The organism is Paraburkholderia sp. PREW-6R (assembly GCF_039621805.1).
GTDB lineage: Bacteria > Pseudomonadota > Gammaproteobacteria > Burkholderiales > Burkholderiaceae > Paraburkholderia.
Map to the genome: position 1 here is coordinate 1,380,756 of NZ_CP155073.1, position 17,091 is coordinate 1,397,846.

General features: G+C 61.5%; 19 protein-coding genes and 1 tRNA gene. 9 read left to right on the forward strand and 11 right to left on the reverse strand.

Annotated features, from left to right (window positions below; genetic code table 11):
* The 4 genes from rpiA to AAGS40_RS05945 all read left to right on the forward strand — a co-directional run bounded on the left by rpiA (position 1) and on the right by AAGS40_RS05945 (position 3,218).
* Positions 1-696, forward strand: coding sequence for a ribose-5-phosphate isomerase RpiA (gene rpiA / locus AAGS40_RS05930; RefSeq protein ID WP_345813811.1), 696 nt, complete (start codon positions 1-3; stop codon positions 694-696).
* Positions 697-1,039: 343 nt separating this feature from the next.
* Positions 1,040-2,251, forward strand: coding sequence for a glycosyltransferase (locus AAGS40_RS05935; RefSeq protein WP_345813813.1), 1,212 nt, complete (start codon positions 1,040-1,042; stop codon positions 2,249-2,251).
* Between the two features lie 293 nt (positions 2,252-2,544).
* Positions 2,545-2,799: a hypothetical protein gene (locus AAGS40_RS05940; protein WP_345813815.1), complete on the forward strand. Its 255-nt coding sequence runs from the start codon at positions 2,545-2,547 to the stop codon at positions 2,797-2,799.
* On the forward strand, positions 2,796-3,218 hold the full coding sequence (locus AAGS40_RS05945) for a transcriptional regulator (protein ID WP_345813816.1): 423 nt from the start codon (positions 2,796-2,798) through the stop codon (positions 3,216-3,218). The genes AAGS40_RS05940 and AAGS40_RS05945 overlap by 4 nt, the downstream gene beginning before the upstream one ends.
* 93 nt (positions 3,219-3,311) lie before the next feature.
* On the opposite strand, the gene AAGS40_RS05950 is transcribed toward AAGS40_RS05945, so the two are convergent.
* The 4 genes from AAGS40_RS05950 to AAGS40_RS05965 form a co-directional block, all read right to left on the reverse strand.
* A complete protein-coding gene (locus AAGS40_RS05950; RefSeq protein ID WP_345813817.1) occupies positions 3,312-4,265 on the reverse strand; it encodes a glycosyltransferase in 954 nt (317 codons plus the stop codon).
* A 2-nt stretch (positions 4,266-4,267) separates the two neighbouring features.
* On the reverse strand, positions 4,268-5,653 hold the full coding sequence (locus AAGS40_RS05955) for an undecaprenyl-phosphate glucose phosphotransferase (RefSeq protein ID WP_345813818.1): 1,386 nt from the start codon (positions 5,651-5,653) through the stop codon (positions 4,268-4,270).
* 35 nt (positions 5,654-5,688) lie between these two features.
* A complete protein-coding gene (locus tag AAGS40_RS05960) occupies positions 5,689-6,423 on the reverse strand; it encodes a Crp/Fnr family transcriptional regulator (RefSeq protein WP_345813819.1) in 735 nt (244 codons plus the stop codon).
* A gap of 287 nt (positions 6,424-6,710) precedes the next feature.
* On the reverse strand, positions 6,711-7,124 hold the full coding sequence (locus tag AAGS40_RS05965; protein ID WP_345813821.1) for a hypothetical protein: 414 nt from the start codon (positions 7,122-7,124) through the stop codon (positions 6,711-6,713).
* A gap of 1,208 nt (positions 7,125-8,332) precedes the next feature.
* Here AAGS40_RS05965 and AAGS40_RS05970 point away from each other — a divergent pair.
* From AAGS40_RS05970 to AAGS40_RS05980, 3 genes are all read left to right on the forward strand, one after another.
* The gene (locus AAGS40_RS05970) at positions 8,333-8,866 is read left to right on the forward strand and encodes a GNAT family N-acetyltransferase (RefSeq protein WP_345813822.1); all 534 of its coding nucleotides are present in this window, start codon (positions 8,333-8,335) and stop codon (positions 8,864-8,866) included.
* A 536-nt stretch (positions 8,867-9,402) separates the two neighbouring features.
* Positions 9,403-10,122, forward strand: a complete 720-nt coding sequence (locus AAGS40_RS05975) for a FadR/GntR family transcriptional regulator (RefSeq protein ID WP_345813823.1) — start codon at positions 9,403-9,405, stop codon at positions 10,120-10,122.
* 204 nt (positions 10,123-10,326) lie between these two features.
* On the forward strand, positions 10,327-11,325 hold the full coding sequence (locus AAGS40_RS05980) for a Gfo/Idh/MocA family oxidoreductase (protein WP_345813824.1): 999 nt from the start codon (positions 10,327-10,329) through the stop codon (positions 11,323-11,325).
* A gap of 210 nt (positions 11,326-11,535) precedes the next feature.
* Here the strand turns inward: AAGS40_RS05980 and AAGS40_RS05985 are convergent, their stop codons facing one another.
* The 5 genes from AAGS40_RS05985 to AAGS40_RS06005 all read right to left on the reverse strand — a co-directional run bounded on the left by AAGS40_RS05985 (position 11,536) and on the right by AAGS40_RS06005 (position 15,148).
* Complete coding sequence (locus AAGS40_RS05985; protein ID WP_345813825.1) at positions 11,536-12,558, reverse strand: quinone-dependent dihydroorotate dehydrogenase; 1,023 nt, start codon at positions 12,556-12,558, stop codon at positions 11,536-11,538.
* A gap of 80 nt (positions 12,559-12,638) precedes the next feature.
* Entirely contained in the window at positions 12,639-13,460 is an 822-nt protein-coding gene (locus AAGS40_RS05990) for an arginyltransferase (RefSeq protein ID WP_345813826.1), read from the reverse strand.
* 115 nt (positions 13,461-13,575) lie between these two features.
* The gene (gene aat, locus AAGS40_RS05995) at positions 13,576-14,313 is read right to left on the reverse strand and encodes a leucyl/phenylalanyl-tRNA--protein transferase (protein ID WP_345813827.1); all 738 of its coding nucleotides are present in this window, start codon (positions 14,311-14,313) and stop codon (positions 13,576-13,578) included.
* Positions 14,314-14,325: 12 nt separating this feature from the next.
* Positions 14,326-14,871, reverse strand: coding sequence for an NUDIX hydrolase (locus tag AAGS40_RS06000; protein WP_345813828.1), 546 nt, complete (start codon positions 14,869-14,871; stop codon positions 14,326-14,328).
* Positions 14,872-15,071: 200 nt separating this feature from the next.
* A tRNA-Met gene (locus tag AAGS40_RS06005) sits at positions 15,072-15,148 on the reverse strand.
* Positions 15,149-15,429: 281 nt separating this feature from the next.
* On the opposite strand from AAGS40_RS06005, the gene AAGS40_RS06010 reads away from it, so the two are divergent.
* The gene (locus AAGS40_RS06010; RefSeq protein WP_345813830.1) at positions 15,430-15,927 is read left to right on the forward strand and encodes a heme-degrading domain-containing protein; all 498 of its coding nucleotides are present in this window, start codon (positions 15,430-15,432) and stop codon (positions 15,925-15,927) included.
* 4 nt (positions 15,928-15,931) lie between these two features.
* Positions 15,932-16,270: an SMR family transporter gene (locus tag AAGS40_RS06015; RefSeq protein WP_345813831.1), complete on the forward strand. Its 339-nt coding sequence runs from the start codon at positions 15,932-15,934 to the stop codon at positions 16,268-16,270.
* Positions 16,271-16,293: 23 nt separating this feature from the next.
* Here AAGS40_RS06015 and AAGS40_RS06020 read toward each other — a convergent pair whose 3' ends face one another.
* Both AAGS40_RS06020 and AAGS40_RS06025 read right to left on the reverse strand, forming a co-directional pair.
* The gene (locus AAGS40_RS06020) at positions 16,294-16,683 is read right to left on the reverse strand and encodes a hypothetical protein (protein ID WP_345813832.1); all 390 of its coding nucleotides are present in this window, start codon (positions 16,681-16,683) and stop codon (positions 16,294-16,296) included.
* Positions 16,684-16,758: 75 nt separating this feature from the next.
* The gene (locus tag AAGS40_RS06025) at positions 16,759-16,950 is read right to left on the reverse strand and encodes a hypothetical protein (protein WP_345814291.1); all 192 of its coding nucleotides are present in this window, start codon (positions 16,948-16,950) and stop codon (positions 16,759-16,761) included.
* Between the last annotated feature and the right edge of the window lie 141 nt (positions 16,951-17,091).

A 17,091-nucleotide genomic window follows, 5' to 3' on the forward strand; every position in this document is an offset into this window, starting at 1 on the left:
ATGACTCAAGACGAACTCAAGCAACTGGTCGGCCAGGCTGCCGCCGACTATGTGAACGCCAATGTGCCGGAAGGCTCGGTGATCGGCGTGGGCACCGGCAGCACCGCGAACTGCTTCATCGACGCGCTGGCCGCCAGCAAGGGGCGCTATCGCGGCGCCGTGTCGAGTTCGCTCGCCACCACCGCGCGTTTGCAGTCGCATGGCTTTAACGTGCTCGATCTGAACGAGATCGACTCCCTGCGCGTGTACGTCGACGGCGCCGACGAAATCGACCACAGCGGCGCAATGATCAAAGGCGGCGGCGGTGCGCTGACGCGCGAGAAGATCGTCGCGTCGGTGTCGGACGTGTTCGTGTGCATCGCGGATTCGAGCAAACTGGTCGACACGCTCGGCACTTTCCCGCTGCCGATCGAAGTGGTGCCGATGGCGCGCACGTCGATCGGGCGGCGCGTCACGGCGCTGGGCGGCGTGCCGGTGGTGCGTGTGACGAAAGAGGGCTTGCCGTTCATCACGGACAACGGCAATGAGATCATCGACGTAAAAGGTTTGCGCATCAGCGACCCGCGTACGCTCGAGATGCATGTCAATGCGTGGCCCGGCGTCGTGACGGTAGGACTGTTTGCCGCCCGCGCAGCCAATGTGTGCCTGCTCGGCACGGACACGGGCGTCGAGACGATCGAATACAGCAAGACCTGAGCATCGCAACCAGGCACGGCGGAAGGATGCCAGTTGTTCCTTCCGCCTGTCTGAAGCACCATCCGTTCGTCCTCACTCGCGGCATTGCCAATCGTCTGCGCTAATCAACGCCGGTAGCGATTGCGGCTGCTTCCGCTTCATCTGCTTCGTCTTTCTCCTCCTCTGTCCCGACCTCACTCCATAGGCGCGGCTTTCGCCTGGCAACCGGCGAATAACGCATGATCCTGGATTAATTCCCGCACTGTCGCGCGTTGAATGTGGGCACCCGCACGCACGGCAAACTTTCCGCCACATACACTCGATGCGAGGCCCAAAGGGTGTTTTCAACGGCAGCGAGGGGATCATGAGAGTGGCGATCGTGCACGACTGGCTCGTCGCACCTGACGGAGCGCAGACAGTGCTCGAACAGCTCATTCACTGCTATCCCGACGCCGACCTTTTCAGCCTTGTCGATTTCCTCGAAGACCGGCGGCCGCTCGGCGGCAAACCCGTTAAGACGTCATTCCTGCAACGCTTGCCGTTCGCGCGGCGCCGTTATCGCGCGTATTGGCCATGGGTGTCGCTCGCACTCGGGCAGTTCGATTTGTCGGCTTACGATCTGATCATTACGACGTCCGACGCGCTCGCGCCCGGCGTGATATGCGGTCCCAACCAGCTGCACGTGAATTACGCGCATTCACCGGCGCGTCATGCATGGGACCGGCAGCACGAGTATCTGCGCGAAGCGGGGCTGACTCATGGACCGAGGTCGTGGATCGCGCGCGTCGCGTTTCATTGTCTGCGCGGATGGCATGCGGATTCGGCCCAGGGCGTCGACCGGTTGATCGTGAATTCGCGCTTTGCCGCGCGTCGTTTGATGAAGACGCAGCGGCGCGCAGCAGCGGTCATAGCACCTCCGGTCGACGTGAAAGCATTCCGGTTGTGCACGCGTAAAGAAGACTTTTTTGTGGCAGTGTCGCGCGCGGTGCCGCATCAGCGTATCGATCTGATCGTCGACGCGTTCAACTCGACCCCGCATCGCCGGCTGGTCGTGATTGGCGACGCTGCGCGCATGGCGGCGCTTCGCGCGAAAGCGGGCCCGAATGTGACGATGCTCGGCGAGCAGTCGCGCGATGTGCTCAAAGATTACCTGCAACGTGCGCGCGCGCTGGTGTTTGCAGCCGAAGACTTCGATCCCGTGTTGCTCGAAGCGCAGGCGTGCGGCACGCCGGTCATTACGTTCGGCCGCGGTGGCGCGCTCGAAACAGTCGTGCCGCTCGGCGATGCCGGCCCAAGCGGCGTGTATTTCGGACAGCCAACTGTCGGGTCGCTGGTCGGCGCGATTGAACGATTCGAACAGAACCGCGAATGGTTGACGCCCGCGGCATGCCGCGCTAATGCCGAGCGTTTTTCGGCGGCGGTGTTCCGGCGCGCGTTCATGCTGGAAATGACGCGCACGATCGCAGCGACGGGATTGCGGCCCGCAACGCCCGAGTCGGCGGAAAGCGATACGCGCGGGAATGGTCGCGTGCATCGGCCTGTCGCGCAGGCGCACAAAGGCGGCCCGGAGTTTTAGGTGCCGCTCGCGTGAGCGCCGTGGCGCGCGGTGCGCCGTAGTTGAAGCAAAAGTGGTGAAAGGCGGCGTGAACCGCCACCCGGATCGAGAAGTCGTCGGTTCCGGGTGACGAAGCCGCTGGTTGTAACGCAGTCAGCCGGAGAAGCCTTAACAAGTCGTACAAGCCTTAACAAGTCGTACAAGCCGTATCCAGTCATACCAGGCCGTTTTTACCATCCCGTTCGGCAGCTATCAGATCTGATTGGCCCGTCTCGTTTGCAGCTGGATCGCGCGCATCGCGCGTGAGGACCTGCATGAAAACGCGTGGCCGATCGAGCGACGAAAGTCCTGCTGGACTTAAAAAGCGACATCCGGGGGCGCGCAATGCGCTGTTGACGCGGTATTCATTGGCGCATGCACGCCTCACGTATGGCTATAACAACCTGGAGCAGACTTTCGCCGATGAAATCACCGTCGGCGATTCACTACAACAGGCTGTCGTGATTCGTCGTCGTGTATCAACACTCGCGAAGCACGACCTTTGGACGAGGAAGAACTTAAACTCATGAACGCCGATCGCCTTCCGGGAAAGTTTCCCGACATCGCTCACAACTGGGTAGCGTTGCAAAGCCAGTTGCCGATCAAACCCATTCGCACGGAAGAGGACTATCAGCAGATGGTGCAGATCGCCAACTCGCTTTCCGACCATCTGAACGGTAAAGGAGATGATCCGCTTGCTGATCTTTTTGCAATCCTGACAGATCTGATCGAGCGGTGGGAAGTGCAGAATGTGAAGGTCCCGAAAGCAGAGCCGCGCGAAGTGCTGCGCTATTTGCTGGAAACGAACAACCTCAAGCAGAAGGATCTGATCGGAATCGCGTCGCCGACCGTAGTGAGCGACATTCTCGCCGGGCGGCGGGCGATCAGCAAAAAAGTGGCAAAGGCGCTCGCCGTGCGGTTTCATACCGACGTCAGCGCGTTTCTGTAATAGGTGTTGTGTAGCGCGCGGCTTCATGCCGCGCACTACGCTCACCTTTTTTTCTTATGTGGTCTCCTCGCGTACAGCGAGTCTACTGAACGGTCAACGGACCGCTTCCTGCCAGGCGCCGCGCATCGCGCGCAACCCCACTCTCCATTTCCTGAGCGCAAGCGCAAGGCCGCCTTTTTCGAACGCAAGCGACAAAGCGCGCACAAACCCCGGATTCGCACGGTCGCCGATCAGCGTCGAATAGAGGATGAACGCAAGACGGCCGGCGGGCGTCAGATATTCGCACAGGATCAGCCGAAGATTGAACGACGCGTTGTAAAAGGCGGCGTCGTTGAACGTGAGGCGCTGATCGTCCTCGTTGCGCGGATCGGGAAAATGCTCGACGAGCAGCGCAGGATCATAGATCAACGTCCAGCCGCGGCGTTGCATATTCAGGCTGAAGGCCATCTCGCAGTGCGTCTGTGCGCCAGTGCCGCGCAGGCGCGCGTCGAAGCGCTGGGAGCCGATCGCATTGCGCCGGAACGCCATGTTCACGCCCTTGAGCACCTGCACCTTGCGCGCCTTTCCGTGGCCGATATGGTGATTGCCGATCGTGCGGCCGTACCAGCGCACGAGTCCGACGCGCGGCTTCTTGCCCTCCAGCACGCCATTGCGCTGATGCACGATATCCCGTCCGCCCAGACCACCAAGCTCGGGATGATGCCGGAATGCACGTGAAATTCGCGCAATCCAGTCGGGGTGGGGCGCCGCGTCGTCCTCGGTGAAGCACAACACGTCTCCGGTTGCGCTTTCGATGCCGAGGTTGTAGGCCGCCACCACGCCGGGCTTATGCAAGAGCACGAGCCAGCGGCGCGGGTCAGGACGGTTGGCTTCGCGGGTGCGCAGCCAGTCGAGCGTCGCATAATCGTCGTGGCGCGCGACCACGATCACCTCGTCGGCACGGCGCTTCTGCGCGTCGAGCGCGGCGAGGCAGCGCGCGAGGTCAGCGGTACGGCGGTAGGTGGGCACGATCACGGAGACTTTCACTTGCGGTTCCCGTATCGGCATGGTCAGAACGCGTTGCGGCCAACGAAGCCCTTGAAGATCGTGATGAAAACAATCTTCATGTCGAACCAGAACGACCAGTTGTGGATGTAGAACAGGTCGAACTTCACACGCGCTTCCATTTTCTCGACTTTGGTCGTGGCGCCGCGATAACCGTTGACCTGTGCCCAGCCCGTGATGCCCGGCTTGATCCGGTAACGATGCATGTAGCCATACACCTGATCCTTGTACAGGTCATCGTGTTCGACGGCATGTGGACGTGGACCGACGACGGACATCTGACCGAGCAGCACGTTGAGGAACTGCGGCAATTCGTCGAGACTGGTGCGTCGCATGAAAGCACCGAGTTTCGTCACCCGCGTATCGTTTCGCGTGGCCTGAGTGATCTGACCGTGCGCTTCCTGGTGAACCGACATCGAGCGGAACTTGTAGATTCCGAATGGCTGGCCGTCCACCCCCTTGCGGGTCTGGCGGAAGAAGACCGGTCCGGGCGAGGTCGCCTTGATGCCGATCGCAAGCGCGACGAACACCGGCGACAGCGCAAGCAGTGCGACCGCAGCGAAAAGGCGATCAAAAATCAGCTTCGGCCACATCTGCGGCGACGATATCGGCGTTGCGCTCAGGTTGAGCGTGGGGAGCCCGACGACATCAACAAGACCATGACTGAAGAGCGACAGGCCGCGCACGTCCGGAATGAAACGCAGATTCACGAAGTCGTTGCGGAAGATACGCGTGAAGCGATAGATCGTATGCTCCTGGGAGAGCGGCAACGCGAGCCACACTTCATTCACGCGCTCGTTGCGCACCTTGTCGACGAACGCATTCAGATCGGTCAACACAGGCAGACGGTTCAGACGTACGCCGGTTGAATGAGTACCTTCCACGCTGGTATCGAGCATGCAGACCGGTTTGAAGCCGGCTTGCGGCGCGTGCTCGAGATGGGCGAGCAGCGTGCGCGAAAAGCCCGGTGCGCCGACGATTGCCACAGTGCGATGATTCATTCCATGCCGGCGCACGATGCGCAGCGCGACGTGCACGACACACTTGGTCGCGATGATCAGCGCGCCGGAGATCAGCGTCGAATAGCCAAACCACAAACGCGAGACCGCATCCATCCGATGCAGCGTGAACGCGAGCACGAGCGCGGCAGCCACCACGGTCATCCATGCGGCGGCCACGCGTACGAGCATCGACATGAGCGCCTTGCCGCGCCATGGCTCATACACCCCAAAACCGGGGAACAGCAGTAACACAAGCACGCAGTTGAATGCGATCAGCAGACGTTCGGTATCCGATAAAGCTATCGGGATCGAAAATCGCATCCAGTGAGCGAGCAGCCCTCCCGCAATCACGAAGAGTGCGTCGAGGAAACGTGCAGTATTCCTGAACATGGTGGACTCCACCCAGTCGTTGAGCGAAGTAGTTGTTATTCGACGGTCTCAGCCTGACGAAGACGCGGCAGAAGGCGGTCGAACTCACGCTTGACCAGACCGTAGCATTCGCACGCGCGGGCTTCGAGGCCTTTGCGGTCGAGGACCTTGATACGGCCGCGGCTGTGATGAATCAGACCTTCGTCGTGCAGCTTGCCGGCCGCCTCGGTGATCCCTTCGCGGCGCACGCCCAGCATGTCGGCGATCAGCTGTTGGGTAACCGTCAGTTCGTTCGACGCGACGCGGTCCACTTCGATCAGCAACCAGCGGCACAGTTGCTTGTTCAGCGCGTGATGGCGATTGCAGGCGGCAGTTTGCGCGACTTGCGTGAGCAGGGCGTGCATATAAAGCAGCATCAGACGGCGCAGGAAGTCGGAGCGCGCGAATTGCTGTTTAAGCGCCTGTGCGCTCATCCGGTAAGCGAAGCCGGCGCATTGCACCTGAACGCGGTTCGGCATGGTCTCGCCGCCCGTCAGAACCGGCACACCCGTCATGCCTTCACGGCCCACTGCGGCGATTTCGACCGAGCTGCCGTCTTCCATCGTCGAAAGCATGGAAATGATGGCCGTGGTCGGGAAATAAACGTGATGAATGCGTTGACCGGAGTCACACAACAACTGTTCGGTGCGGAGATGAACCAGTTCGAGATGGGGAGCCAAAGCTTGCCATTCGTGTGACGGCAAAGCGCCGAGCAAATGGTTTCCGTGCAGATCTGATTGAAGTGTCAACATGTTCGGTCCTCGCGTGAAGCCCGCCGTCTGGCGTAGCTTCCTGTTTTTGATCCGGCGCCTGCATCCCTTGGTATTGACTTGCTGCCTGGCGAGCAGCGAAGGATGAACAGGACCGGCCCCGTATTGGCCTGACGTATCGCCGCCGTTCTTATTGCTTTCGTCAACGGCGACACGGTGCTGCGAACTCTTATTAGCGAGGACTATGCCAACGATAGGGAAAACGAGTGCTGGTGCGGCGCAGCGCACAAAACCTTAGCGGCGCGCGAAGGTAAACGCGGCTTTTTGTTTCAAATCTGTACAGCGCCAATCTGGCGTACCTGCGGGCGGCAACGTATTTTTATTTGATGCAAGTCCTTGATGATATTGACCTGGCGGGTGCCAGGCAGCGCTTTGAATCGGGTGTTACGGCATTGAATCGGCATTCTTGAGTGCCATTTCATGCGGCGTCCGGAGTGTGCCGGATTTGATTCAGATGTGTTCAGCGGCTTTTGTTCGATGCCGCACTGTTCGCATTTTTGAATGCCATGACCCACTCGAGCGTTGCCCTTGATCGAGCCGTGCCATCGCACAACCCGCATCTGCTGCCCGCTATCGCGAGATTTTTCACCGCTCGCAAACGGTTGGCCAGCGCATATAGACGTTACCCGGCGGAAATTGGCGGATATCGCATCGACTGAGCGCGTACTGGCGAGGCAAGTCATACGTGTTGCATTGGCCGTTGCGCCTCGGGTTGGATGCGCGCACAACGAAATCGTTTGCGACCCGTTGCTTCGCGTGATCGGCGTCGCTAAACAGTTGCCGTTGCGCCCTCTGGATACAGAAGATTGCTGCCGGGGATGAGCGGCGCATGCCATACGCGATGTCCAAAGCGTTCAATTCTGGCTGTTCGAAAACATCATTCAAGAGGAGGACTCGCCTCTCCGCGCAACGCAAAACGCGGTACATCTGACAGTTTCACTCGCGGGCTCAATCGAGTCTCCGGTAAAAAGTGGCCGCCTGAATCTATCTCCGCAACTTTGCATTCGTCACGATGTTTGCCGCGTTTCGCGATGCCCTTCGACAGAAACGTCTCGTCGCTGATACGTGATGCAAATCTGTACACTCGGGCCGCGTTTTTTGCTTCACCCGATTACGCAGACATCACACGAATAGCCATCATCAGATGCACGTCATGAAGCTGCCACGTTGCGACTTTATCTTCGGAAGGGCTTCGTGCATGTACGGTAGCCGTCGTTGCACTTGTGGCACTTGCGGCGCATGAGACCAGCGTGAGTGTTTCGTCAGTGCTTAAAGACGAAGGGCGCCCGCCGCGTTTTTAACGATGCGCTCGCTTCGTAGGCTCGGCGAGAAATCGCGAAACGTAGCGCAGACGAAACAGCGCAGCTTGCGCAGGCGCAAACGGGGATGTCTGCGAATCACATCCCGTCTTAAGGAAGTGCGGCGACGTGCGTCGCGCGCATTGCACTCACGACAAGTGGCGAGTACAAAGCCGCCACGGTGGCGTTTTTGAACGCATGCCGATTGCGCCGCCTCTTCGAAATCTTCATGACTTCCGGTCGCGCGTGTTGTGATGCGACAGGTTTATCGTTTGCGTCTACGGCACCTAGCGCAAGCGACCTGTCTGGGACATCCCGGCGGGAAGTAGCTCCGACCGATTCGAACCACGGCCCAGTATTTTTTGGCTGCCTCGTCGCAGTCCTGATTATCACTGTCGGATCGAACCGGGAATTCGGTGTTGGACAGCCCGGCTTCAAGATCGGCAACCCCTGGCGTCAGTGCGATGCCGCACTGAAACACCGGTAGCCGGCACGTACCGTGTAGCCATGAGAAGAGGCCGGCGCATCGAGCCAGGCCACCGAGGCCTTTCGAATGCAGGCTTCGCCGAACTCCTTTATCGCTGGGGAACGTAATGAACTGGAAAACGCTGGAATTCGATCAGCTCTCGGCACGCGAGTTGTATCTGATCATGCGGGCGCGCAGTGCGGTATTCGTCGTCGAGCAGTCGCACGTGTGTCTTGACGCGGACGGCCGCGACGAAGATTCGCTTCACGTATTCGCAGTGGAGGACATGGCGCGGCCCATGCCTGTGCTCGCTTATGCACGCGTCCAACCGGGCGACGCGGAAGATCCGGAGATCACGATCGACAAGATACTGACCAGTCCATTGCGACGCGGCGACGGCACAGCTGAGTTGCTGATCGAACGGGTGCTGCAGGCAGTCGCCGAGCGTTGGCCGGGACGTGCAGTGCGTGTGAGCGCGCCGTCCGGGTTGCGCAGCTTCTACGAGCAGTTTGGGTTTCGCAAGACGGAAGGGCCGTACCTCGAGCACGGCGTTCCGTTTATCGGCCTGACGCGCCAGGTCCGCAGCGGTCAGCCGTTTTTCGGCGCGCGGCGTCGCGAACGCGACGGGGCGTCGCTCGTCAATACGTTCGAAATGTTGTAAAGACTGGTGGGGGGCGGCGCGCGTGGGTAGCCTGGATATTAGGCAGGATACCGTACGAATGGCTTGATTGCTTCACCGCTGCGCTTTGCTGAACGCGCAATAAAAGATGATCGCGCAGAAGGCGCGGATCAGAATCGAATCGTTTTCTCGCGCCGGCCAGCAGCGCTCGCCACTCGAATGATTTCGCCTCGAGGCGATCGGACGTTTTCCGCCCCAGTTTTTTTCCGCCACTGGGTAGCCACCCGTTAGGGTCAGTCAGACAAATCGCGCGATTACGTGCGTCTTCGCACGATGCAAATCTGGTTAGACAGGCACCCTTCAGAGGCAAGCTTGAAGGCCCGTCGGAATGTGTCGCGTTTCATGAAAGAAACAATTCTTCAGAGGGATAACCCTGTCAGGAAGTTTCCCAACTGGCGCAACCGTTTTGAAGCTAGCAACGTATCGTAAAAAAACCAGAAGCACATAAACAACGACACAAAAGGGCCGCTTCATCAACAGGCTACGCGGGGGAAAACACCGCTTCGGGGAGAGTGTCAATGGAACAGGCAAACAAAGACCGATCACTGGTCAGCAAAGTGATGGACGGGCTCGTCACGGGCATCGTCGAAGAGAAGTACGGCGCCATCCTGCCGCCGCAGGATGTGTTGTCCAAGGAGTTCGACGTCAGCCGCACCGTCATGCGCGAGGCGCTGTCGATGCTGCTCGCGCGGGACATGCTGGACGTCCGCCCAAAAATCGGCACGCGTATCCGGCCGATGAGCGATTGGCGCATGATCGACGAAGACGTCGTGAACTGGCGTTTTCGCGCGAAGCCCGATCCGCTGTTTCTGCGTGACGTGATCGAGTTTCGGATTCTGATCGAACCGCGCGCGTCGGCGCAGGCGGCCACGCGTGGCAGCGTCGCGGACGTCGCGGCGATTCGCGAAGCGTTCGAAGCGTTTCGCCAGATCCGTCCGAGCGAACCGGGCTATCAGGAAGCGGATGAACTGTTCCATGAGCGCGTCGTCGTCGCGAGCGGCAACCAGTTTTTCATGCAGATGGCTGCGATCATTCGCGGCGCGCTGTCCACAGTCAATCCGATCGTCAAGGGCAATGACGGCTTGTGGGAAACGGCAGTGGAGTCGCATCGCCGCGTGGTCGAAGCCATCGAGCGGCATGATCCGAAAGAGGCTGAAAGGGCGTCGCTCGCGATGATCGACTACACGGCGGAAGAAGTCAGCGGCAAGCTGTCCGCTGAACCGCCTGCGCGCGGCTAGGGGCGTCCTGACCGGCCCGCTAGTCTCGCCGGCAGCCACAGGTATGAACCGGTGCGTTCCGACGCGCGCCGGGCCTGCCCGATTGCCGGCATTCCTATGCAAGGTTCTTCGCATGCGGTTCGACGCGCGCGAACGTCGCCCTGAGCGACGCCGTTCGCGCGACAATAGCCGCTGCCCTGAACTGCATGGAACCTGAAAGAAACGATGAGATCTGCAACGCCTCACAATGACCCGCAGCGCGTGATCCAATGGGGAATGGTCGGCGCCGGCCGTATCGCCCGGCGCTTCGCACAGGGACTCGCTTACGTGCCGGACGCGCAACTGAGCGCGATATGGTCGCGCCGCGCCGAGCCGGCCCAGGCATTGGCCGCGGAATTCGGCGGCGAGGCATGCGCCGACTTCGAAGCGCTGCTCGCGAGCGGGATAGACGCTCTTTACATCGCCACCGTCCAGGACAGTCACGCGGACTACGCGATCGCCGCGCTGCAAGCGGGGCTGCACGTGCTGTGCGAAAAACCCGCTACGATCAATCGGCCGCAACTGGAGCGCGTACTCGACGCCGCGCGCACCGCTGAGCGGCTTTTCATGGAGGCGATGAAGCCACCGTTCTATCCGCTTTACAGAAAGTTGCGTGCGCATCTATCTGCGGAGCCGATCGGCGACGTTGGCCTCGTGCGCGCGGGCTGTTCAGTGCCGGGCGTGCCGCACGACCACCCGTCGCTATCGTTCGAACATGCGGGCGGCGCGCTGCTCGACATCGGCATCTACGAGATGTTTCTGGCCGTCGACTGGCTTGGCGCGCCTCGTGAAGTGCAGACGCTCGGGCGGCTCGGAGAAACCGGCGTGGACACCTTCGCGAGCCTGAACAGCCTGCACGAGCGCGGGATGGCGCAACTGTTCTGCGGACTCGATCTGCATGGCAAGGGCGACGCGTTGCTGATGGGCAAAGCGGGCCACGTGACGATTCACGAGCCGTGGTGGAATCCGTCGCGCGCGACGATTCGTTACGCGGACGGTCGCGTGGCCGAACTCGACGAGCCGTTCGAAGGCGGTGGATTGAACTACGAAACTGCGCACTTTTGTGAGCTCATCAGAGCGGGCGAGATGGAAAGCCCGCTGATGCCGCACAGCAAGTCGCTGCAGATGATCGCCATGGCTGACGCCGCGCGGGTCGCGCTCGGATTGAGGTTCGCTGGGGAATGATGTGCGCTGCGCCGAGCTGCGGCGGTGGTGGCACGACTTGCGCGGCTGCGCCGGTTGCAAGCCGCTAGTCGCTAGCCCGCGCGTCGCTAGCCCGCGCATCGTGAGCCCGCGCGTCGCTAGCCCGCGCGTCGTGAGCCGCTCGCCGCGCGTCGCTAGCCATGCGCCGCAAGACGCGTGCGCCAGGCGACGCGCAACCAGACCGGAGCCGCGTTAGCGCAACGCCTGCACGCACTCGGCGACCAGCGCCGGGCCGCGATAGATGAAGCCGGTATAAACCTGCACCAGCGACGCCCCGGCCGCCAGTTTGGCGCGGGCGTCCTCACCCGAAAAAATCCCGCCGACGCCGATGATCGGCACCGTTTCGCCGACTTCGGCGCGCAGCTTGCGGATCACGCCGTTGGACGCGTCGAATACCGGCTTGCCCGACAGGCCACCCGCTTCGTCGCCGTGCGGCAGGCCTGCGACGGCTGTGCGCGACAGCGTGGTATTGGTGGCGATCACGCCTTCGAACCGGTGCCGCAACAGCGTGTCCGCAATGGATTTGATCTGTTCGTCGTCGAGGTCCGGCGCGATTTTCAGCGCGAGCGGCACGAGCTTGCCGTGCATGTCGGCGAGACGCTGCTGCTTGTCCTTGAGCGCCGCGAGCAGCGCGTCGAGTTCGTCCGCGCCTTGCAACTGGCGCAGATTCTTCGTATTCGGCGACGAGATGTTCACGGTCACGTAGCTCGCGAACGGATACACGCGTTCGAGGCAATACAGATAGTCTTCCGCGGCGCGCTCGATCGGCGTGTCCGCATTCTTGCCGATATTCAGCCCGAGAATGCCGCGGTAGCGAGCGGCCTGGACATTCTTCACGAACTGGTCGACGCCCGCATTGTTAAAGCCAAGGCGGTTGATCACGGCGTTTGCCTGCGGCAGACGGAACATGCGCGGCTTCGGATTGCCCGGTTGCGCGCGCGGCGTGACCGTGCCCACTTCGATAAAACCAAAGCCAAGCGCGGCCAGACCGTCTATGCACGCGCCGTCCTTGTCGAGCCCGGCCGCCATCCCGACCGGATTGCGGAACGTCAGGCTCATCACGGTGCGAGGCGCGTCCGGCACGCGCGGCGCAAGCGCGCCCGCGAGGCCGGTGCGGCCGGCGGCGCCGAGTATACGCAAGGTCAGGTGGTGAGCCTCTTCCGCGTCCATGCGAAAGAGTTGAGCGCGTACGAGCGGGTAGAGGGAACTGAACACGGGACGAAGCCGGGCGGCCAAAAAATGGGAACCCGCTATTTTAACGGCTTTACCGTTCTAATGAGACTGCCGGGGCGTCTCTAAGGCCGTCCCGGCCCGCGTTTGCCATGCAACGCCAGATCGACCGGCGGAAGATCGACGCTCTGCGGATCGAGCACATGCCATACGCCGTCGGTCAGACCTTCCAGTGGCCGGAAATTAGCCTTGTACGCCATTTTCGGGCTCTCGCGAATCCAGTAGCCGAGGTACACGTACGGCAGCTTCAGGCTGCGCGCCTGCTCGATCTGCCAGTAGATGTTGTAGGTGCCGAAGCTCGTGTGCGCCAGTCCCGGCTCGAAGAACGTATAGACCGACGAGAGGCCGTCGCCGAGGATGTCGATCATGCTGATCATCCGCAGAATGCCGGGAGCGTCCGGACGGCCCGGCAGCGGCTCGCGAAACTCGACGAGGCGCGAGTTGATCCGGCTTTGCAGCAGGAACTGTTCGTACTGGTCGCGGCTGTCGCGATCCATCCCGCCGCCCGCATGCCTCGCCGATTGATAGCGCATGTACAACGCGTAGTGTTCCTCGTCGTAATGAAGTGGGGCAACGGTGGCCACCAGTTCGCCATGTTTTTTCCACACGCGACGCTGTGTGCGGTTCGGCTCGAACCGGTCGACCGGAACGCGCACCGGCACGCACGCGCGGCAGCCGTCGCAGTACGGACGGTATGTGAAGACGCCCGAGCGCCGGAAACCGGCCTTGACGAGATCCGTGTAGACGTCGGAATTGATCAGGTGACTGGGCGTGGCGACCTGTGAGCGCGCGACGCGCCCGTCCAGATAACTGCAGGGATAGGGCGCCGTTGCATAAAATTGCAGCGCCGAAAGCGGGGAAAGAGGCAGCTCGTTGGGGTGAGTCACGTTGGCAGCTCTCGAAGCGTCTCTGGTAATGCCAACCCGGCGCCATGCGGCGACCACCCGCTGCTCGTCAGCCGCGGCTCGGTAGACGATGGATCCGGATTCGGCCTGATTCTTCCTACGCCGCGCGCGCGACGAGTTCGAGCAGCACGGTCTTGTCGAAGCGCCAAGGAATGACGGGTGCGTCGACAGACGCGCGAACATGCGCGATAAACGCCTTGCGCGCTATCTCGCGACCGCCAAGCGACGCCAGATGCGACGTGTTCTGCTGGCAGTCTATCATTTCTATTTTGTGACGTCGCAAGTGCGCGACGAGCGCGGCCAGCGCCATTTTCGACGCATCCGTGACCTCCGCGAACATCGATTCGCCAAAGAACATCCGGCCGAACGACACACCGTATAAACCGCCTACACGCCGGCCTTCGAACCAGGTTTCGATGCTGTGTGCGTCGCCGGCGCGATGCAGTGATGAATACGCTTCCACGACGTCCGCCGTGATCCACGTGCCGCGCTGTCCGCGCCGGGGTGCGTGCGCGCAGGCGCGCATCACCGAGGCAAAATCATGGTCGACGCGGATTTCCCACGCGTCATCTCGCAGCACGCGCCTGAGCGTCTTGCGCAGCGACGGCGACAGCTTGAATTCGGCGGGCCGCAGGATCATGCGCGGATCGGGACTCCACCACAGCACAGGCTGGCCGTCCGAGTACCATGGGAAAATGCCGCGCCGGTAGGCGTCGATCAGACGCGAAGGCAGCAGGTCGCCGCTCGCCGCCAGCAGGCCGGGTGCGCCGCTCGACGGACCGAGCGCGCGCTCGACGGAGGGAAACGGATCGTCAGGTCCGAGCCAGGGAACCATGCGGGATCCCGCTTAACCTTCGCGCAGCGAACGGAAGATGTCGCCCGTATGCAGGCCATAGCTGCCGGCGGCGCGGTCGGCGAAAAAGAAACGCAGTGTCTGGCCGACGGTCGGGAAGGCGATCTCTTCCCAAGGGATCTCATGCTCGTCGAAAAGCTTGACTTCGAGACTCTCTTCGCCGGCGGCGATGTCCAGATCGAGCAGGCGCGCCATGTAGAACAGATGCACCTGATGCACGTGCGGCACGTTGAGCAGCGAGAAAAGGCTTTGCACCTCCACGCGCGCGCCCGCTTCTTCGAGCGTTTCGCGCGAGGCGGCTTCGGCGGTCGTCTCGCCCATTTCCATGAAGCCCGCGGGCAGCGTCCAGTAACCGTAGCGCGGCTCGATCGCGCGACGGCACAGCAGCACCTTGTCGTCCCACACCGGAACCGTACCGACGACGTTGCGCGGATTCTGATAGTGAATCGTGCCGCAATTGCCGCACACGTAGCGCTCGCGGTTGTCGCCCGGCGGAATGCTCAGACTGACGCCGTGGCCGCAGACAGAACAGAATTTCATAGGAAGGGGACGAGAAAGGGTGATAGGAGTTTATCACCCGCGGACGTTCATACCGTGCCGCGCATTGGAAGTGAGGAGTGCGCGCGCTGCGAACAGGGTGGCGCAAAGCGGCGCAAAAACACCGCGTAGAAAACAAAAAAGGCCTGCCGGTTGGGCAAGCCTTCAATGTGTTTTCGACGTTTGAACCAGCGAAGCTTTATTGGTTGCGGGGGTAGGATTTGAACCTACGACCTTCGGGTTATGAGCCCGACGAGCTGCCAGACTGCTCCACCCCGCGTCCGTCGAAGAAAAGATTATAGGGTAAAGCATGCGCCGTTGCAATACCTCTTTAACAAACGCGCTTACGGCTCGCTATCAATTCGAGTCGCGCCAGTGGGCGGAAGTGCGACCGCCGAGTGTCGCGGAGGGTTGCGCGGGGTTGCGCGAAGTCGTGTTGCGTATCGGTGTCGTCGCATGGTGGAAGGGGCGTCCAGGGGGCTGCGCTAGAATTCAGATCTCCCCGTGATGCTGTCGCTCTGGGCAGCGCACACTCCCATTCTTATCTTCGCTCTGGACTCCATGGATATCGCACACGATCTGCAGGTGATTGCCGCTCAGGAAAAAGCGCTGGTCTTTCCACAATTCGACGCTGACCGTGCATGGCAACTCGGCGCCTATCTGCATGAAGTCGGGAAGGCACGCGGTATTGCCGTCGCGATCGACGTGCGTACTTTCGGCCAGCCGCTCTTTTTCAGCCTGCTCGACGGCGCGACGCCAGACAATGTGGACTGGGCGCGCCGCAAGGGCAATACGGTCGAGCACTTTCGCCGCAGTTCGTACGCGATCGGCTTGAAGATGCAGCAGGCGGGCAGTTCGCTCGCCGACAAACATGGTCTGCCGGCCGCTGAATACGCATCGCACGGCGGCGCATTTCCGCTGACTGTCGCGGGCGCTGGCGTGATCGGATCGATCACGGTCTCCGGCTTGCCGCAGCGCGCCGATCACGAGCTGGTGGTCGAAGCGCTCTGCGCGCACCTCGGTCACGACTACAGCAAACTCGCGCTTGCCAAAGCCTGAGCCGATGCGCGTGCCTCCGTATGCGTTGCTCGGGATCGCGATCGTCGCCGAAGTCATTGCGACTTCCGCGATGCGCGCCTCCGACGGTTTCTCGCGGCTCGTGCCGTCGGCGGTGGTGGTGCTGGGTTACGGCGTCGCGTTCTATTGCCTGTCGCTCACGCTCAGGAGCATTCCGGTCGGCATCGTCTACGCGGTGTGGTCAGGCGCGGGCATCGTGCTGATTACGCTGGTCGCCTTGCTGCTGTACCGGCAGGTGCCCGACCTGCCCGCGATCATCGGGCTCGGGCTCATCATCGCCGGGGTCGCGGTGCTGAATATCTTTTCGAAGATGCAGGCGCACTGAGCAGCAAGCGCGCCTATGCGTCTTCATTTGCAGCGCACGATCATCGAACGGTTTTTCACGTTGGCCGATACGACGTTCGTGACGCTGCCGCCGGCGGCGCCGCCTTCGTCATTGTCTTTCGACACGATGTCATAGCCCGTTGCGCCGCACGCCTTGCCGGCCTGCACGTAGCACGAGGCCCAGCTCGACGCCGCGTCGGCGCCGCTGCAATTCACCGCAAAACCGGTCTGGCCGTTCGGCAGGTTGATCAGCGACGTCGTGTTCGACGAAGCGCAGCCGCCGAGTGTCGCTCCCAGCAACAGGACAGTGGGCAGTGCGGCAAGCACGGGAAGTCTGCGAGCCGCGGCGGGCGCAACGTGAAGTCGGAAGCGGCCGGGACGGGCGGCGCGGCGCAGTTGCGTCATGAATTGCATCGTGTTGATTCCTTTCAGATGGTTTTCCGGTCCTGCCGCGCGCACTTGGGGTGTCGCTTTCCGTCCAGGAGGACGTCAGGCCGTTTCAATGGTGATGCCGGCAGCGCCGACCTCGCGGCGGCTTGCCTCGCCATTTTCCGTCGCCGCGTCTTCCCAGATGCTGATCGCTCTGGAGATGTCGATTCCATGTTTTTCGGCATACGCAAACCAGGTGTTCGCGGCGTCCGGTTCAGGAAATTCCTGCTGCTCCACAAAATATTTTCCCATACTGCGATCTCCGGTCTCGAAAAGGTGTGTCATCGGCAGCACGGAGCGTGCCGCCGGAAGCGCTCGATAGGCGACGGCGTGAACATGCAAGTGAGAGTGCCAGTGCAAGTGCGACTTCCAGCGCGAGTGCAACAATGCAAA

What these genes read in the sequence shown, in the direction of transcription:
- AAGS40_RS05950 (WP_345813817.1), bottom strand. Translation starts at nt 4,265, where the DNA reads ATGCCGATACGGGAACCGCAAGTGAAAGTCTCCGTGATCGTGCCCACC.
- AAGS40_RS06000 (WP_345813828.1), bottom strand. Translation starts at nt 14,871, where the DNA reads ATGAAATTCTGTTCTGTCTGCGGCCACGGCGTCAGTCTGAGCATTCCG.
- aat (WP_345813827.1), bottom strand. Translation starts at nt 14,313, where the DNA reads ATGGTTCCCTGGCTCGGACCTGACGATCCGTTTCCCTCCGTCGAGCGC.
- AAGS40_RS06010 (WP_345813830.1), top strand. Translation starts at nt 15,430, where the DNA reads ATGGATATCGCACACGATCTGCAGGTGATTGCCGCTCAGGAAAAAGCG.
- AAGS40_RS05980 (WP_345813824.1), top strand. Translation starts at nt 10,327, where the DNA reads ATGAGATCTGCAACGCCTCACAATGACCCGCAGCGCGTGATCCAATGG.
- AAGS40_RS05940 (WP_345813815.1), top strand. Translation starts at nt 2,545, where the DNA reads ATGAAAACGCGTGGCCGATCGAGCGACGAAAGTCCTGCTGGACTTAAA.
- AAGS40_RS06020 (WP_345813832.1), bottom strand. Translation starts at nt 16,683, where the DNA reads ATGCAATTCATGACGCAACTGCGCCGCGCCGCCCGTCCCGGCCGCTTC.
- AAGS40_RS05960 (WP_345813819.1), bottom strand. Translation starts at nt 6,423, where the DNA reads ATGTTGACACTTCAATCAGATCTGCACGGAAACCATTTGCTCGGCGCT.
- AAGS40_RS05965 (WP_345813821.1), bottom strand. Translation starts at nt 7,124, where the DNA reads ATGACTTGCCTCGCCAGTACGCGCTCAGTCGATGCGATATCCGCCAAT.
- AAGS40_RS05945 (WP_345813816.1), top strand. Translation starts at nt 2,796, where the DNA reads ATGAACGCCGATCGCCTTCCGGGAAAGTTTCCCGACATCGCTCACAAC.
- AAGS40_RS05935 (WP_345813813.1), top strand. Translation starts at nt 1,040, where the DNA reads ATGAGAGTGGCGATCGTGCACGACTGGCTCGTCGCACCTGACGGAGCG.
- AAGS40_RS05970 (WP_345813822.1), top strand. Translation starts at nt 8,333, where the DNA reads ATGAACTGGAAAACGCTGGAATTCGATCAGCTCTCGGCACGCGAGTTG.
- AAGS40_RS06015 (WP_345813831.1), top strand. Translation starts at nt 15,932, where the DNA reads ATGCGCGTGCCTCCGTATGCGTTGCTCGGGATCGCGATCGTCGCCGAA.
- AAGS40_RS05955 (WP_345813818.1), bottom strand. Translation starts at nt 5,653, where the DNA reads ATGTTCAGGAATACTGCACGTTTCCTCGACGCACTCTTCGTGATTGCG.
- AAGS40_RS05975 (WP_345813823.1), top strand. Translation starts at nt 9,403, where the DNA reads ATGGAACAGGCAAACAAAGACCGATCACTGGTCAGCAAAGTGATGGAC.
- AAGS40_RS06025 (WP_345814291.1), bottom strand. Translation starts at nt 16,950, where the DNA reads ATGGGAAAATATTTTGTGGAGCAGCAGGAATTTCCTGAACCGGACGCC.
- rpiA (WP_345813811.1), top strand. Translation starts at nt 1, where the DNA reads ATGACTCAAGACGAACTCAAGCAACTGGTCGGCCAGGCTGCCGCCGAC.